Annotated in this window: 16 protein-coding genes; 6 read left to right on the forward strand and 10 right to left on the reverse strand. The window is 35.3% G+C overall.

The features are described 5' to 3' along the window. From WBY99_RS04110 to rluF, 6 genes are all read left to right on the forward strand, one after another. On the forward strand, positions 1-898 hold an 898-nt coding region (locus tag WBY99_RS04110; RefSeq protein WP_423975064.1), incomplete at its 5' end, for a cell division protein FtsX. A gap of 2 nt (positions 899-900) precedes the next feature. Continuing rightward, positions 901-1,203 carry a DUF3098 domain-containing protein gene (locus WBY99_RS04115; protein ID WP_423975065.1) on the forward strand — a complete coding sequence of 101 codons (303 nt, stop codon included), beginning with the start codon at positions 901-903 and terminating at the stop codon, positions 1,201-1,203. 72 nt (positions 1,204-1,275) lie between these two features. Next, positions 1,276-2,094, forward strand: a complete 819-nt coding sequence (locus WBY99_RS04120; RefSeq protein ID WP_423975066.1) for an undecaprenyl-diphosphate phosphatase — start codon at positions 1,276-1,278, stop codon at positions 2,092-2,094. Between the two features lie 122 nt (positions 2,095-2,216). Further along, entirely contained in the window at positions 2,217-2,936 is a 720-nt protein-coding gene (gene truB, locus WBY99_RS04125) for a tRNA pseudouridine(55) synthase TruB (RefSeq protein ID WP_423975067.1), read from the forward strand. Positions 2,937-3,033: 97 nt separating this feature from the next. Beyond that, a complete protein-coding gene (locus WBY99_RS04130; RefSeq protein WP_423975068.1) occupies positions 3,034-3,618 on the forward strand; it encodes a hypothetical protein in 585 nt (194 codons plus the stop codon). Next, positions 3,605-4,327, forward strand: coding sequence for a 23S rRNA pseudouridine(2604) synthase RluF (rluF, locus tag WBY99_RS04135; protein WP_423975069.1), 723 nt, complete (start codon positions 3,605-3,607; stop codon positions 4,325-4,327). Before WBY99_RS04130 ends, rluF begins: the two co-directional genes overlap by 14 nt. Here rluF and WBY99_RS04140 read toward each other — a convergent pair. From WBY99_RS04140 to WBY99_RS04185, 10 genes are all read right to left on the reverse strand, one after another. Beyond that, entirely contained in the window at positions 4,324-4,767 is a 444-nt protein-coding gene (locus WBY99_RS04140; protein WP_423975070.1) for a phosphohydrolase, read from the reverse strand. The genes rluF and WBY99_RS04140 overlap by 4 nt on opposite strands. Before the next feature lie 81 nt (positions 4,768-4,848). Beyond that, positions 4,849-5,412 (reverse strand): DUF1003 domain-containing protein, encoded by a 564-nt coding sequence (locus WBY99_RS04145; protein ID WP_423975071.1) that lies wholly within the window; start codon positions 5,410-5,412, stop codon positions 4,849-4,851. Positions 5,413-5,459: 47 nt separating this feature from the next. Then, positions 5,460-5,762 (reverse strand): hypothetical protein, encoded by a 303-nt coding sequence (locus WBY99_RS04150; RefSeq protein WP_423975072.1) that lies wholly within the window; start codon positions 5,760-5,762, stop codon positions 5,460-5,462. An 11-nt stretch (positions 5,763-5,773) separates the two neighbouring features. Further along, positions 5,774-6,445 (reverse strand): AcvB/VirJ family lysyl-phosphatidylglycerol hydrolase, encoded by a 672-nt coding sequence (locus WBY99_RS04155; RefSeq protein WP_423975073.1) that lies wholly within the window; start codon positions 6,443-6,445, stop codon positions 5,774-5,776. Beyond that, positions 6,442-9,033 (reverse strand): phosphatidylglycerol lysyltransferase domain-containing protein, encoded by a 2,592-nt coding sequence (locus WBY99_RS04160; RefSeq protein ID WP_423975074.1) that lies wholly within the window; start codon positions 9,031-9,033, stop codon positions 6,442-6,444. Before WBY99_RS04160 ends, WBY99_RS04155 begins: the two co-directional genes overlap by 4 nt. A gap of 213 nt (positions 9,034-9,246) precedes the next feature. After that, complete coding sequence (locus tag WBY99_RS04165) at positions 9,247-10,476, reverse strand: ABC transporter permease (protein WP_423975075.1); 1,230 nt, start codon at positions 10,474-10,476, stop codon at positions 9,247-9,249. Between the two features lie 3 nt (positions 10,477-10,479). Then, the gene (locus WBY99_RS04170; protein WP_423975076.1) at positions 10,480-11,229 is read right to left on the reverse strand and encodes an ABC transporter ATP-binding protein; all 750 of its coding nucleotides are present in this window, start codon (positions 11,227-11,229) and stop codon (positions 10,480-10,482) included. Positions 11,230-11,239: 10 nt separating this feature from the next. Continuing rightward, complete coding sequence (locus tag WBY99_RS04175) at positions 11,240-12,463, reverse strand: efflux RND transporter periplasmic adaptor subunit (RefSeq protein WP_423975077.1); 1,224 nt, start codon at positions 12,461-12,463, stop codon at positions 11,240-11,242. Positions 12,464-12,474: 11 nt separating this feature from the next. Then, complete coding sequence (locus WBY99_RS04180) at positions 12,475-13,785, reverse strand: TolC family protein (RefSeq protein WP_423975078.1); 1,311 nt, start codon at positions 13,783-13,785, stop codon at positions 12,475-12,477. Between the two features lie 147 nt (positions 13,786-13,932). Then, a complete protein-coding gene (locus tag WBY99_RS04185; RefSeq protein ID WP_423975079.1) occupies positions 13,933-17,370 on the reverse strand; it encodes a polysaccharide deacetylase family protein in 3,438 nt (1,145 codons plus the stop codon). Positions 17,371-17,420 lie beyond the last annotated feature (50 nt).

A 17,420-nucleotide genomic window follows, 5' to 3' on the forward strand; every position in this document is an offset into this window, starting at 1 on the left:
GGCTAAGACAGTTGAAGATTTTAACAAACGAAGACTTCGATCCAGTAATATTACCGTGGTGATAAGTATTGCATTGGTGTTGTTTTTATTGGGATTAATGGGATTAATCCTCATTAATGCTCAAAAATATTCTGATTATATCAAGGAACAGTTGGTAGTGAATGCTTATTTTGACGAAAACTATGATGCAAAAGATTCTGTGAAAATCGCAAAATTGGAGGCAGAAACTTTTAAGAAAATTCAGGCATTAGGTCCTGTAAAAAAAGCAACTTATATTTCCAGAGAAATGGCAGCCCAAGAAGCTAAAAAAAGTATGGGTATTGAAAGCAGCGCATTGTTTGATGCAAATATTTTCCCATCTTCAATCGAAGTTGCTTTGAAACCAGAATTTGTAGATCCTTCAAAAATAGATGAAGCGATTAAACAAATTAAATCGACTCCTGGAATTATCGACGTGAAAAATAATAGTACTTTGATGGTGGAAGTTTATAATAACCTCACCAATATTATGAAGTGGATTTTAGGATTTTCAATCTTGTTTTTAATCTTAGCGATTGTATTGATTAATAACTCGATTCGTTTGAAAATATTCTCTAAAAGATTCATTATCAAAACAATGCAATTGGTTGGTGCTAAACGCCGTTTCATTTTAAAACCTTTTATCAAAGAAGCAATTATCCTTGGAATGATTGGCGCAGTAATCGGTTTAGTTGTATTATTTGGCGCATGGTATTATTTCATTACCCAAATCGGAACGCCATTCGCACAAGACAATAATCAATTGATTATGCTCGTTATAGGTATTTTCTTGCTTGGCATTTTCATTACCGTTGTCAGTACTATTTTTGCAACATGGCGATTCCTAAGATCCAATGTTGATGATTTATATTATTCTTAAAAATGAGCAAAAAAAATAAACAATTCTCGGCTGATTCGATTGGTAAATCCGTAGAAGTTTCAGAAAGTAATCCTTTCTATTTCGGAAAAGAAAATTACAAATTAATGTTAATTGGTTTGGCATTAATCCTCGTTGGATTTATTTTAATGATGGGTGCAGATGCCAATACCGTGGACGGTAAATACGATCCAAATGTGTGGAACGAAGGTATTTTCTCGATTCGCCGTATTCGAATAGCACCAATGTTCGTCATTGCTGGATTCGTCGTTGAAGTTTATGCAATTCTGAAAAGAAAGAAAAAATAATTAATTTTTCACAATACATCACTTTGTCAAGGTTTTAATCTTTGACAAAGTTTTTTTTTAATATCAATTTATATGGATTTATTCAAAGCAATCATCATTGCAATTATCGAAGGACTAACCGAATTTCTTCCAGTTTCATCAACCGCACACATGGGTTTTACCGCAGCCTTGATGGGCATGGAAGAAACAGAATTCCTAAAAATGTTTCAGGTTTCCATTCAGTTCGGTGCCATCTTAGCCGTTGTTTTTGCCTATTGGAGAAAGTTCTTGAATTTCCAAAATTTAAAATTTTATTATAAACTGGCTTTTGCCGTAATTCCAGCTTTGGTTTTAGGCTATCTTTTCGATGATAAAATTGAGGCAATTTTGGGTAATCAAATAGCAATATCTGCCGTATTAGTACTTGGTGGAGTCGTTTTACTCTTCTCAGATTCTTGGTTTAAAAATCCAACAATTGATGATGAAAAAGACATGTCGATTAAGAAAGCAGTTATCGTTGGTTTCTGGCAATGTCTGGCAATGATGCCTGGGACGAGTAGGAGTGCAGCTTCAATTATCGGTGGAATGTCACAAGGTTTGACTCGAAAAGCGGCAGCAGAATTTTCATTTTTCTTAGCGGTTCCGACGATGTTGGCCGTTACCGTTTACTCTATTTTTGTAAAAACTTGGGGCAAAGAAACTGCATCACCGATGAAAGGATATGAGATGATTCTATCTTCTTCCGATAACATTATTGCCTTTGTTGTTGGGAATGTAGTAGCGTTTATAGTAGCGTTAATCGCGATAAAATCGTTCATCGGGTTACTCAATAAATACGGTTTCAAACCTTGGGGTTGGTACCGGATTATTGTGGGAATCTTTTTATTGATTTATTTTACGCAGTTTCAATAATTGATCTGGGCAGACATTTCCGCCCTCCGTTCCCGCTTTTTTGCCTCCACTTTGTTGCAGCAAAAAGAGCTCCACTCAGGTCGGGCTGCAAAGCAGAACTACTCACCAATTTAGTTTAAAAAATGACTGATACCGATTTCTTAGAAGGACAAATAATACTTCTCGACAAACCTTTGGATTGGACGAGCTTTCAAGCCGTAAATAAACTGAAATATAAACTTAAAAGTGAATTTAATCTTCCGAAAAAATTTAAGATTGGTCACGCCGGAACTTTGGATCCGCGGGCAACAGGGCTTTTAATTATTTGCACCGGAAAGTTCACCAAGATTATTCCTGAAATCCAGGATGCGCCGAAAGAATATTTCACCGAACTCAAAATTGGCGTGCAGACAGAATCTTACGACACCGAAAAACCAGAAATTCTTCAACAGGATATTTCAAATATTACAGAAGTTAAGATCAAGGAAACTTTAAATAAATTTCTCGGTGAGATCGATCAGAAACCTCCCATTTTTTCCGCTATTAAAATTGAAGGAAATCGCGCTTATGATTTAGCAAGAGCCGGAAAAGAAGTCGAAATGAAATCAAGAAAAACGACCATTAATTATATCAAAGATATTGAAATAGAATTGCCGTTTGTTCGATTTACTGTTGGCTGTTCAAAAGGAACTTATATTCGAAGTTTGGCGCACGATATTGGTCAGGATTTAAAAGTCGGCGCATATTTAACCAATTTAAGAAGAACAAAAATCGGTGATTATTCCATCGAAAATGCTTCATCTAAATTTTTGGAAAATGAGTTTCGTTTTGAAAATTTCGGCAAAATAGATGGAGTGAATTAAATGGTGAATGGTGAACGGTGAATTTTTTAAGAATGGTAAATAAGGTTATTCCTGAAATCGTTGGTGTAAAGTATAAAAAAATTAGAATAATTCAAATATGAAAAAAATAGTTCTCCTATTTTTACTGTTTTCAATTTTTGTTTTTAGTCAGGAAAAAAAAGAAAAAAGACCTATTCAGGGTTTTTACTTTTCTCCAGAAGTAAGTGCAGGATTTAATTTGTCGAATATGATTAAAGAAAATCGAGATAGAGACAACAATCCGAACAATCCTCCTGTGAATTATCCCAATGATTTTTCTTACGGAATTTCAGCAGTGGCAGGATTTAACTTTATCCCGAATTTGTCTTTAGGTGGCGGATTAAAATATACTTATACCGTAGATAATTTTCATATTTTGTATGGAATTATTCAACCTAAAATTCTCTTGAATGTCGATGATGGTGAACCTGTTTTTATAGATTTAACTTACGGATTTCAGTTGAATAAATCGGTGGTTGACCATTCGGATTTATATGGAATTAAAGTGGGAAAATTGGTTTCTCACACTAAGCGATTAAGTCAGCAAGGCGGCTTTTATTTGGAAGGTCAACAATTAGGAAATACAGGAGTTACCTTTGTGGGCGTATTTTACGGATTGACGATCTTCAGTAACAAAAATTATAATGAGTATGGAAAAGACTAGAATCAATAAATACCTTTCAGAAGTTGGTTTTTGCTCGCGCAGAGAAGCTGACCGACTTTTAGAACAGGGAAGAATAACCATTAATGGAGCAGTTCCGGAAATGGGAACCAAGGTTTCTGACGACGATGAAATTTTGGTTGACGGAATTAATATTAAAAAAACAGAAGAAAAACCCATTTATATCGCTTTGAATAAACCGGTTGGCATTGTCTGTACCACCGATACCAAAAGAGAACGAGACAATATTATTGAATTCGTTAATCATCCGAAAAGGATTTTCCCGATCGGCAGATTAGATAAACCGAGTGAAGGTTTAATTCTTTTGACCAACGATGGAGATATCGTCAACAAAATCCTCCGCTCAAGAAATAACCACGGTAAAGAATATATTGTAAGAGTTGACAAACCCATCACACCGAAATTCTTGATGCAGATGCGTGGCGGAATTCCAATTTTAGATACCGTGACCAATAAATGTGAAGTAGAACAAATCGATAATTTATCTTTCAGAATCGTTCTTACCCAAGGTTTAAACCGGCAGATTCGCCGGATGTGTGAATTTTGCGGTTATGAAGTTAAAAAGCTGAAAAGAATCCGTGTTCTGAATATTAAGCTCGACCTTCCGATCGGCAAGTGGAGGGATTTAACCGACGCGGAAGTCAACGAGTTAAAAGCACTTGTGTCGGATTCTGATAAAACGGTTGATTAATATTTTTCTTTTAAATAAAGATAAGCCGTTAAATATTTGTTCAGTCGTTTCATGTCCCGTTCGGTGATGGGATGATTAAATCTGGTTAAACTCATATTATCCTGCAAATCATTTAGTTTTACCGAAACCGCCAGTTTTGATTGTTCAGTCTTTTTTATAAATTCCATATAATCGATATCAGTTGGGTTTTTCGTAATGCATTTTATGGCGAAAATTACCTCTTCCGAAAATCCTTCTTCTATTAAAATTTCATAGGTGATTTCGGGGCAGTCTTCAATCACATCGTGCAATGCACCAACGATTTTTTCATCGTATGTTCTTCCTGCATTCATCACGCGCATCACGTGACCGATGTATGGAGTTCCGAATTTATCAGTTTGTCCTTTATGTGCTTTTTGAGCTAGTTTAATGGCTTTGTTGAGCAGTTCTTCTTTCGTCATTTTGTTTTAATTAAAGGGTGAAATTCGATTTTAAATATAAGTTGATTTTTTGAAATACGTTCAATATAACCCAGCGAAACTTTAAGAAATATTGGTGGGTTTCGAAAGCATTTTTACTTTCTTATTCAGCTCCTCTAAAAGTTGTAATTGCTTTTGCTGAATTTCACAAAGATGTTTATACTGATCGATAATCGAAAGATCCACTTTCTCATGAAGATTTCTGATTTCAATTTCTGATTTCAGATTAATCATATAATCACTCGTAGCTCTTGTACGATCTTTTGCTTCCTGGCGGTTTTGGCTCATCATAATAATCGGCGCCTGAATTGCAGCAATACACGAAAGAATAAGATTTAGAAGGATATAAGGATAAGGATCAAAGCTTTTGTTATGCATTACTTGTGTATTGTAAAAAATCCAAACGATTAGAATTACTGCGAAAATGATAATAAATTTCCAGCTTCCTCCAAATTTTGCAACTTGATCTGAAAGTTTTTCGCCTTGGGTTCTTTCTTCCTCTTTGTCTTCAATAATTGAAGTAATAAGGGTTTCTTCATCTAAGGCTTTATGAATGATTTCATGCATTTTCTGAAGTTGTTCGTCTTCATTTTTCAGCAAGTCAAGAACATATTTTTTATTTTTCATATTTAAAATTCTATAGAATAAAAGTAAGCGTTATTTTTTAATAAAATTTATTGAAGCCAGAATTTGTGCAAAAGAACCACTACAATAATTCCGATTCCTGTAATTGAAATACCGAAAAGAATTTCTGCGGCTAATTCCAAACGACGAGTCCAAGTTTCGCTTTTACTTTTAATAGAAAAAAAAGAGAGCATAACCGAAACACAGAGCAATGCTGCGACAATGCTTGTGAATTCATCTAAAATAGAATTTACCGTTGCCGAACTGATGTGGAGTGAAGTAATTACAATCAGGCAAAATCCCAGTAGATTAGATGCAGTTGGGAGAATGTGTTGTGAGGTTTTGTTGGCCATTCCGATAATTATTAAAAATATTTGATAAGAGAATCTGCAAGCATTTTGGTTTTGCCTCCGAAATGATGATCGCCTTGAAGATGAAGAAATTGATAATCTTTCAAAGTGATTTCATTTTTGGGGAAATATTCTTTTTCAAGATCACTTACCACTAAAGTGAAAGGTACATTTTTTAGATGATTAATTTCATTCACAACACTATAACCGTATTCCATGTGTCCAGTGACATATTCTTCAAGATGAATCTCGAAATCATTTACCCTAGACGGTCCGATGATAATTAACTTCTGAATGTTTTTCTGAAAATCACGATCAAAACGGTTATAAATAAATGGTGCAACATCTGCTCCGTAAGAATATCCAATGATGATTATTTTTTTATTAATACGATTTTGAATAATTTGTTTAAGATAATTTTCGGTGTCTTGCGAAGCTTGTAAAGGCGTCTTTTTTTTCCAGAAATATTTTTTGGTATTAAGGGCAAAAACATCATAACCATACCGATGAATTTCTTGTGCAAATGTTTTTGAAAAAGTATTGAAACCACCATCACCACTGATATAAAAGACAATAGGTTTGTCACTATTGCCATTCCATTCAACTACAGGAAAAGAATCACTATTCAGGCAAGAAAAGAGCAAGAGCAATGAAAATAGACTTAAAACTTTTGCCAACTTTTTCATTTTGGTTTGGTGATTTTATTTAAAGCTGCAGGAATTTGCAATAAATCAAAATCATTGCCATAAATCAAATATTTGTTTTCCCATTGATCGGCATATTTTTCTTTAAAATCTCGCAAACTTTGATATTGTTTAAAACTCCCGATTCGGTTGTAAACAAATTTGAGTATCTCCTCCGCCGTATTGTCGGGTTGTTTAATTCCCGCCAAAGGTGTTAAGCCAAGATTGATATACAATATTTTTTTTGCTTTCGCATATTCCACTAGTTTTACAATCATCGCATCCATACTTCCATTCGGCGCATTCACAGTTTTTCGGATCAAATCATAAGTGCATTCTTCTGGTGCAAAATCTGGGATGATATTAAGAAAAGCTTCAATCTTTCCTATTTCATTTTTAATGACGATTAAATCCTGCTTTTTTATTTCAGACCGGTCAAACATTCCTTGCGAAAAGACCATTTCTTCCTTATTGAATTCCTTCAGCCATTCATCTGAAATGCTTTGAATTTCATTGAGTATTTCTTCATTTTGAGGCTGAAGAATAATTTCTGAAGTATAACCTTTTTTGACTAAAGTATTCAAACCGTTTCTCAATGATTTTCTATCTTTTCCCTCTAGTTTAAAGGTTTCAGTATTCATGATCGCTTCTTGGCCGATAAATAATTGCTGTTTTTTTAAGGGTTTAAATAGAAATAAACTTTGTTCGTCAATTCTGTAATACACCGATTTTAAACCATTTTCTCTACAAAAATCTTCGAACTCTTCAATCATTTTTTCTTTATGTTCTTCTCCACAAACTGGTTCTTCGAGTACGAAGGCAAATTGATTTGCAATCCTATAAGAAACAAAACCTTCAACCTCATCAGAAAAATACAATTGTTTTTCTTTTCCTATTTTAAAGAAATCCAGCGACGAAGTTCCGTACATTTTTACTAAATTTTGTGCCTCTTCAAAATCGCTGAAACTTTCTTCATCATTGATTAATCTCCGAACATTAAAGACGGAAAAAATGAGCAACAACCAGGAAATAATTCCGAAAAAATAATTGATGAATTCAAAATCTTTGGCAAATCCAGTTCTTGGAATAAGCCCATTATTTTGAAAAAGCAGAAAACTATTAAGCGTGTAATATAGAGATTCTTCCCACGTAAAGTCGACCCCGAAGTGGCGCTTATCAATAAAGTAAAAACTTAGAAAATTAAATAGAATTACAGCAGCAAAAAGTCCTAGAAACCAAGAAAAGCCGAGTTTTAGATATTTTTTGTTCGTCTTTAAAACATACTCCTTTCTGCTTACAATTAACATGAAAATAATAATCAAAGCAACAATTGATTCTTCATAATCAAGCGCTTTGAATAGGTTTCCAAAAAAAGAGATAATGGCAAGGAAGAGTGCAAAATACCATCCTCGTTTTAAACCACGAAAAAGATAAGCAGAGGTTACCACCAAAAGAATTCCCGCAATTAAGGTCAGGATTTTTGAAATATGCATCGTATCTTCCGAAAGATAAATTTTTCCGATTTTCAGTCGATCTGCAAGTGGAGGAGTAATCACCGAAATAATGTTGACGAGTCCTAGAATAAAGATCGAAAGTGCAGGAAAGATTCGGGCAACGATTTTTCTGCCTTTCCACACAAAAGCAAAAAGTCCCAATAACAAAGGAAGCCAAAATTCAAATACCCTATACAATAAAGTAATTCCTAAACCCTCACTGTGCGAAAAACCGAAATTTGCCAATATAAAAATCAAGGTAAATTCTACCGCACCCAAACCTCTTAGAAAAGGCGAAACCAACATCAGCAAAACTGAAATGGTATAACCAACTGCCGCTGCCGAAAACGAACCAGTTGCACCAAATGCAAACATGGCAATCAATAAGTGAAAAATCCCACAAAATTCAATTAAAATGGAAATGAAGATCGTTAACATGAAATATTTTGTAGAGATTTTGCCACCGAAAATCTCATCAATACTACTGGCTTTTTTGGGGAAATGTCTTTTTAGGAATTGATACAATATCCCTTTTGTATGCAGAGAATTTGCCATCCAAAAAACTAAAGTGATAAAAACTCCAACTGCAATTAACCAGAATCCAGATTTCCCGAAATCTTTATTCATTACTGCAGCATAGCCTACGACCGGAATGCCTACCAGAAAAACGGTGAGGATCCCAATAAATCCGTAAATAGCACTGGCCTTATGAATACTGTTTTTATCAAAGTTTTGCCGTTTCATCTGACGCGGCGTGTAGGCTAGGGAACTGATACCGCCAGCAGGTAGAAAAATACTCAGGAAATTTCTTTTTAGAAATAATTCTATCGCACCAGAAAGTTTTAAGTGTACACCAACAGCACGAAAACTGGTAACATACATCAATGATTGCAGAAGAACGTATATGAAAGTGAGTAAAATTCCTGCCGCAATCCACAGCGGTTGCGCTTGTTTGATTTGGGGAATAATAGCTGCCATTTCTGTTCTTTCACTTCTAAAAAAAACGAAAGCGAGAAAAAGAATCAGAACAGCCAGGATTTCCTGCCACCGAATTTTTGAAATTATTTTACGGAAAGAAATTTTCTTAAGTTTACTCATCGGTTAGATTTTCGGTTGGGACTTTTGTTTCACTGATATAGCTGATTACCGAAATTACAGCGGCAAACAATAGCTATATTCTATTCGTAAAAATAGTGTTTATCATCTCGCTGTGAAAATATTTTTTCATTAAAAAAATAAAAATTAGTCCTACTGAAAAAAAAAAGATATTTGGAATGTCAGAGAAAATGTTCTGTGCGATTCTAGGATTTATTATTCATATCTCAGGGCGTCAATAGGATCCAATTTAGATGCTTTCAGCGCGGGATAATAACCAAAAAACACACCAGTTAGCGCACAAACAAAAAAAGAAAGAATAATAGATGATTCGGTGATAAAAGTTGGCCAACCCAGAAATTTGGTTACTATTTTCGTAACAGAAATTCCCAATATTACACCAATTAAACCACCAGTAACACTAATCATAATGGCTTCAATTAAAAACTGATACAGAATGTCTTTTCCACGTGCACCGATGGACATTCGCAGACCGATTTCTTTGGTTCTTTCTGTTACGGAAACGTACATAATATTCATAATTCCAATGCCGCCCACCAAAAGAGAAATCCCCGCAATTGCAGATAAGAGAACGGTTAAGAGTTGACTTGTAGAGCTCATGGTTGAAATTAATTCTGCCTGAGTTCTCACCGAAAAATCATCGTTATTGCCATCAGCGGAAAGATGATGTTGTTTTCTCAGAATCTGTGAAATTTCATCAGATGCTTGGGAGGAAGTGTTTTCGCTAGTGGAGGAGGCGTAAATGGTTTGAACATAATTAATACCTAGAAATCTCCGCTGCACCGTATAGAAAGGTGCTATAATGATGTCATCTTGATCCTGCCCAAAAGTATTGGCGCCTTTTGTTTCTAAAACTCCGATAATGATCATCGGGATTTTATTAAATCTAATTACTTTTCCAATAGGATCGTCACCGTTTGGAAACAAATTGGCTAAAACAGTTTGTCCAATTAAGCAAACTTTATTGGAAGATATTACATCCTTTGCAGTAAAAAGAGCACCGTCCGAAACATTCCAATCGCGGATTTTAAAATAATTTGCATTTACGCCTTGAAGTTGAGTAGGCCAGTTATTGGGCCCATTAATTGACTGTCCGTTTGTTTGTACTGCCGGAGAAACGTAGGATACATCTGGAGCTCCTTTTAAAATTGCTTCTACATCTGTTGTTTTTAAACTTTGCAATCCTGATGCACCGATTCTCGCACCGCCAGAAACATTCACATTGCTCGTTGGGCGAATGTTGATCATATTGGAACCCATGGAAGAAAGTTGATCGCTAATGCTTTTTTTTGAACCCTCACCAATAGCGGTCATCGCAATAACAGATGCTACGCCGATGATAATTCCCAGCATGGTAAGGAAAGCGCGCAGTTTATTTCTGAAAATGGCTTTCCATGCTATTTTGAATAAATTTGAGAGTTTCATTTTTTAGGTTTTATGATCATCACTTATAGCTAAACTGTCCAACATTTGTTTGGCATTTTTAATTTGGTCATTCTTCAAGTCTTTAATGATTTTTCCATCTTTTAACGTAATGGTTCTGCTGCTGAAAGCTGCGATATCTGGTTCGTGTGTAACGAAAACAATTGTTTTTCCTTGAAGATTTAAATCCTGCATTAATGCCATAATTTCGTAGGAGGTTCTGGTATCTAAATTTCCGGTGGCTTCATCTGCCAAAATCATGACAGGTTCATTTACCAAAGCTCTTGCAATAGCAACCCGTTGTTGTTGACCGCCTGACATTTGGTTCGGAAGGTGATCGATGCGGTCTCCCAATTTCACAGCTTCTAACGCTTTCAATGAGCGCTCATTTCTTTCCTTCGTAGAAATTTTGGAATCGTACAAAAGTGGAAGTTCTACATTTTCTAATGCAGTGGTTCTGGCAAGTAAATTATACGCTTGAAAAACAAAACCTATTTTTTGATTTCTTAACTGAGCGAGTTGGTCTTTGTCTAAATTTTTCACATTTACGCCATCTAGAAAATAGTCTCCATCGCTTGGTATATCAAGGCAACCCAAAATATTAAGTAAAGTAGATTTTCCCGATCCACTGTGTCCCATAATGGTTACAAATTCTCCTGTTTCTACCGTGAAATTAATGCCCTGCAACGCATGAACGGTTTGTCCGCCCATTTTAAATTCTTTTTTAAGATCGATGATTTCTAATATTTTTGCCATTTTCTTTAGTTTATCTTGGTCCGCCGCCACTAGGTTTTTTGCCACCAGATCTTTGTGGTAAAAATGGACTTTTGGCAGTGTTGCTTGATTTTTTGGTCAAAGTTTTATAACCTGTAATTACATTGTCATTTAAACCTAAACCTGAGATTACCTGTAAATCTGTGTCATTAGAGGTACCTGTTTTTATTTTTTTTATAGAAATGGATTGGTCGGCAGCTAAAACCCAAACGCTCGCTTCATTTTTGTTTAAAGAAGTATTCGATTGTTTTTTTTGCGGAATGGGAAGTGGTGAATTAATTTTGTAATTTGTAGCTACTATTGAATCTGGTTTAAAGGTAATTGCTTGCGCTGGGATCTTCATGATTTTCTGAATATCACTTGTAATTACAGAGATATTAGCCGTCATTCCTGGTTTTAATTTTAGTTCAGAATTATCGGTATTAATGATGGTGATATAATTAACCACATTTGCTGACACGGTAGGATGTAAACGGATTTCGGTAACTTCTCCTTTAAAATTAAGATCCGGAAAAGCATCTACGGTGAAAGTTACTTGTTGACCTTGTTTTACGTTTCCAATATCTGCTTCATCAATCGAAGCGCGAACCTGCATTTTTGTTAAATCTTTAGCAATACTAAATAATGTTGGCGTACTGAAACTCGCAGCTACAGTTTGACCTTCGCTTACATTTCTAGATAAAATAGTTCCATCAATTGGTGAGTAGATTTTGGTATAAGACAAATTGGTATTGGCAGCGGCGAGCTGAGCATTAGTAGAGTTAACCAGCGCTTTTGCCGCACTATATTGGTTGAGTGCAGATTGGTAATCGGCTTTGCTGATGGCTCCTACTTTATACAGTTCTTGTTGGCGGATATAATTGGTTTCGTTGTAAGCTAAACTACTTTTGGTACTGGCAAGAGTTCCTGCAATTTGCAAAGATTGATCTCTTAATAAAGAAGGATCTAAGGTGGCTAAAAGCTGTCCTTTTTTAACTTGAGAATTAAAATCAACATAAATTTTATTAAGGGTTCCCGAAACTTGAGTTCCCACGGCAACCGTATCTACCGGCTGAATCGTTCCGGTGGCGGTAATCGATTGTGTGATATCACCGATTTCAGGTTTTACGGTGTTGAGTTGGATTTTTACGGCATCGCTTTTTTTGAAATAGTACCAAAGACCAATTCCTAATACGAAAATAAGGATTCCCCAAATCAGCCATTTTTTATTTTTCATTTTCAAGTATTTTATAAATTAATTTTCTGCCCCGTATAAAATTCATAAATCTGTTTGTTGAGTACCGCAGTATATTTTGCCTGTAAATAATTTTGAAGTGCTTGTATATAAATTAGTTTTTGCTGCTGTAGCTGAACATAATCAATAGCTCCCAATTTCATTTGTGCATTTACTATTGCATAGGTTTGCTCATTGATATTCATCTGTTTTTCCGCAGATTCATATTGTGATAGTGAATTTTGAAGGCTGATATACGCTTGTTCAATTTGCTGATTGAGGACAGTTTTGGTATTTTCTAAATCCAATTGAGCTTGTTCTATATTTATTTTGGATTTTTCTATAGCCGTTTTATAAATGCGGTTATTATAAATCGGAATTCCCAAACTTAAACCTACGGGCATGTAAAATTGATTTCCCAACTGGTTAATATAATTGCCGTTTCCAAGAGAATAACTGGTAGAAATATTTCCAGATAAACTTAAAGTTGGTTTTATTGATGATTTTGTCATTTTCAATAAAAGTTCAGAATTCTCGATATTCAATTCGCCGTACTTCATTTCTGGTCTTTGGTTTTGTGCAATTTGTTGAACATCTTCCAGAGGTTTAATATCATTGCTTACGATGATTTCTACGGGAGCAGTAATTTGGAAATGATAAGAAGTAGGTAATTGCAAGATTTGCTTTAAATTCACCAAATCGGTCTTTAGATTATTTTGAGCGGAGATTAGATTATATTCGTCCTGCGCTTGTTGTGATTGAAGAAGCAGGAAATTTAATTTAGAAATACTCCCTGCATTATAAAGTTGTGTTCCCTGTTTTAATTGGGTTTCAGTGGTCGTTAATAAGCTTTGAAGAGCCACTATATTCTCCTGTGACATTACTATATTTAAAAAAGCCTGAGTCACGCTCAACGTAATATTGTTTTCACTTTCCTGTACCGATAAATCAGCCAACTGTACCGATAAATCTTTTGAAATAACATTGTTTTTAATATAACTGTCGTGGTACAGCGTAATCGAGGAATTGGCTCCTACACTTTGAGTGTTTAATCCTTGTACGTGGAGACCGCTATTTGCATTTAATGCAAAAAGACCCTGAGAAATGGTGCCGTTCAGATTGGGGTATTTTGCTGCTTTTGCTTGTAATAAATCCTGACTTGCAGAATTTTTTGAAAGACGTAAAGAGGAGATTGATATATTATTGCTTTTTGCATAGTCAATACAGTTTTCTAAAGTCCATACCTCGGGATATTTTAAATTTTGACCATCAAGATGAAGATAGAGGATATTGAGAAATACCAAAAAAATAATTCTTGCTTTCATAGTCTTACATTTAAAATTTTTTCACTGAAAATACCAAACCAATAGAATGATTGATTTCCACTTTAACTAAAAATTAACCTCCTTTAAAGAAATATTAAAATCAAAGTTACTGATTTCAATCTGTTTTCTTTTGTAAAAGCTAAGAAATTATGTTGTCTTCACATTTCCTGTTCTTTTTAGAACGCCCCAGTTTTGAATTTCTCCTTTTACTGCTTTTCGGAAAGATTTGAACAAAATATAATACATCAATTGGCGATAGATTAACCGTTGCGGAATCATCCAAATCAGCTTGCTGAATTTTTCTTTTTCAAAAGCGAAAGCCAAGGCTGCTCCAGCGATATCAACCAAAGAGAAAACGAGATAGTACAAAATAATGTGGGTAGGATCTGCTACAATTAATCCAAACCCCGATAATACCAAGCTTACAACCAATAGCAAATCTGCTAGTGGAGCGAGAAATGGCAATAAAATTTGATAAAGCAAAATATTGGGCAAAGCCACTTTCCCGAAATTTTTGTACTGCTTTCTGAAAATCGCATCGCGGTGTTTCCAGAAACTTTGCAGAATACCGAAACTCCATCGGAAACGCTGTTTCAGAAACTGACTCATGGTTTCTGGCGCTTCTGTGTAGGAAATGGCATTGTTACAGTTTTCTACAATATAGCCCAATTTGTGGAGTCTCATCGTCAAATCGCAATCTTCAGCTAGAGTATCGGTGGTAAATCCGCCAGCTTCTAAGACTGCTTTTCTACGGAATCCACCCAGTGCTCCTGGAACTACGGTAATACAATTTAATAATGAAAATGCACGTCGGTCGAAATTTTGGGAAGTAATGTACTCAATACTTTGCCATTTGGTGATCATATTAATTTCATTTCCCACTTTTACATTTCCTGCGACTGCGCCTATTTGTTCAGGATTTCCTTCAAGATAAAAACTCTTCAACAATTGAGAAACGGCATCGGTTTTCAGTTGGGTGTCAGCATCGATGCATACTACGAATTCGGCATCGGTTTCTGCGATTCCGAAATTTAATGCAGATGCTTTTCCTCCATTTTGTTTGGTGAAAACTTTAACCTTTGGATTTCCATCGAAAGCCTTTTGCACATTTTCAAAAGTTTGATCTTTGCTACCGTCATCCACAAAAACGATATCAATATTAGGGTAATCTTGGTTGAGTAATGACTCTACGGTTCGTATGGCATTTACCTCTTCGTTATAGGCGGGCACAATGATACTGACTTTCGGATAGTCTGGCATTCCCGTGAATTGCGATAATAATTTTTTCTCTTTCCGAGTTTGCAAATAAGCTAAAATCGCCATTAAAATCATTCTTGAAATCGATAAAATAATGCCGATTAAAAACAAAGCGTAAATAACTTGACCAACCCAGTAACTGGCTGATGCAAAAAAGAAATTAAGATCGTTTTTCCAGCTTCTTTTTATGGGCGGCATTAATTCAGATTCGGGAACGTTCATCAAATCTGCAACGGTAGTAAATTTGCAGCCTTTGTCTTTAAAATATTTAATAATTCTAGGAAGTGCATCTACGGTTGGTTGTCGCGTATCGCCGCCTGCATCATGCAATAGAATAATACTTGCATTATTTTCATTAGCAAAACGAATGGTTCTGTTCACAATAGAATCGGCATTCATTTTCGGATCCCAATCGTTCGGATCAATGCTTTCTCCAATAGCGATATAATTGTCTTTTTTACTTTGTGCTAATGGTTCTAGTTCCTCATACGTTTGTGGTTCAGAATCGGCATTATAAGGTGCACGAAACAAAACTGTAGATTTCCCGGTAATACATTCGATCAGTGCACGGGTCGTTTTCAGTTCAAGTGAAGCCCTTTGGGGAGACATTTTTGCTAAATTACCGTGGGTGAAAGTATGGTTTCCTATTTCAAAACCATTGCGATTGATTCTTTGAACCAAAGGAATATTGGCTTCTGCATTTTCACCAATCAAAAAAAAAGTTGCCGGAACTTTTTCTCTTTCCAGAATATCCAATATTTTCGGGGTAAATTCAGCACTTGGACCATCGTCAAAAGTTAAAATAATTTTATGACCCGGGCCGATTTTGGTACTGTCTTCAGCAAATTTTTCATATAAAAATCCAGAGGGGAGTTGTGAATATCGCTCTTCGGAAATCAGATTTTCATTTTTATCGATGTCTATTTTTGTTCGCCCTTGTTGAGGAGAATACAGAATATTAATGATTTCACCACTTCCAATCGAAGTCGGTTTTGAATTGAAATTCGGTGGCATCAATTCTAAAATTGAATAATTAAAAGGGTTTTTTTTCAGACTCGCAGAACTTAAATCTCTCGGGTAAAAAGACCAAATTCTAGGATCCTCACTGCCTAATCTCCAGATTGCTGTTCCGGCATTTCTGTAATCATCAGAAAATCTTAGGATATTATAAGTAGTGGCTGCATCGGTAAACCACACACTGTTTTTAGAGGCAGGTTCGTCTCTGCTCCCTGAAAAATTATAGGCATAATGAAGGTTGTAAGAATTATTATCAAAAGCAATAGTCGATTTAGAAATCTTTGCACGATCAATCGCCTGCCCATAAGTAATATCTTCTGTTCGGGTGCCATTTTCATCGGTAATCCACTGTCTTCCGTAAGCTCCGATACCAAGAATCAATTTTTCCGAAGGAACATCTTTTGCGATTTGATCGAGTTGTTTTTCAATCCATTTTTGATCGCTAATGGGGCCAGCTTGTGAATTATCATTAAATTGATCGTAAGCCATTACTACAAAATAATCGGTATAATCTTTTAAATATTTATTATCATAATCGGTATTATCCGGCATAATATCGATGGAAACAATCAAGTTGTTTTTCTTGAATTGCGTGTATAGATTTTTCATGAATGCATTCAGATACTCATCAGAGTTTTCCTTCAATTCCTCGAAATCGACATTGATGCCATGAAGTTGATTGGCTTTTAAAGTCGCTATAATCTGGGAAATTAACCGATTCTGAATTTTTTGGTCATGCAAAACGGTATGTAATAATTCGCCACTGAAATTTCCTTGTTTTCCAGGGACAGAAATAAAATTATTGAAAACAGGTTGTATGCTTAATCCATAATGCTTCATCACCGAAAGCGCTTCTTTATCAATACGGGAATCTAGCTGAAATGTTTTGGGATTAATGAAAAACCATTCTGGGTAAATGGTGTTCAGCCTGCTTCCGTTGGCTCTTAAATCCGAGAGAGAAGTTGGTGACCAAGGAACGTAGAATGCAGCACGGATCAATTTGGTATTGATCGCTCTGTTGGCCGTTTTTTCATCAATAATTTTTTTTTGAAGAAAATCTTTAAATCCCTTGAATTTTTTATTCAAAGGTGTTGCTAAAGTAAATTTATTGTCGGGATTTATTTTCGATTCAAACGATTTTCCAATCGAATTTAGTTGAGGCATCGTTGGGTTTTTCCCCCTTAATACGGCAATCGCGACAACAATTATAATGAATGAAAGTATGATCAACACGATGCGTAAAGTCCATTGGGTGGCTTTATACCGTTTGCCATCATTGGTTTGAAATACCTGTCTTGATTTATCCGACATCTTTTATCAATTTATTAATCAAAGATAATTTATAATCAAAGATAAATAAG

The organism is Kaistella sp. (assembly GCF_049588135.1).
GTDB lineage: Bacteria > Bacteroidota > Bacteroidia > Flavobacteriales > Weeksellaceae > Kaistella.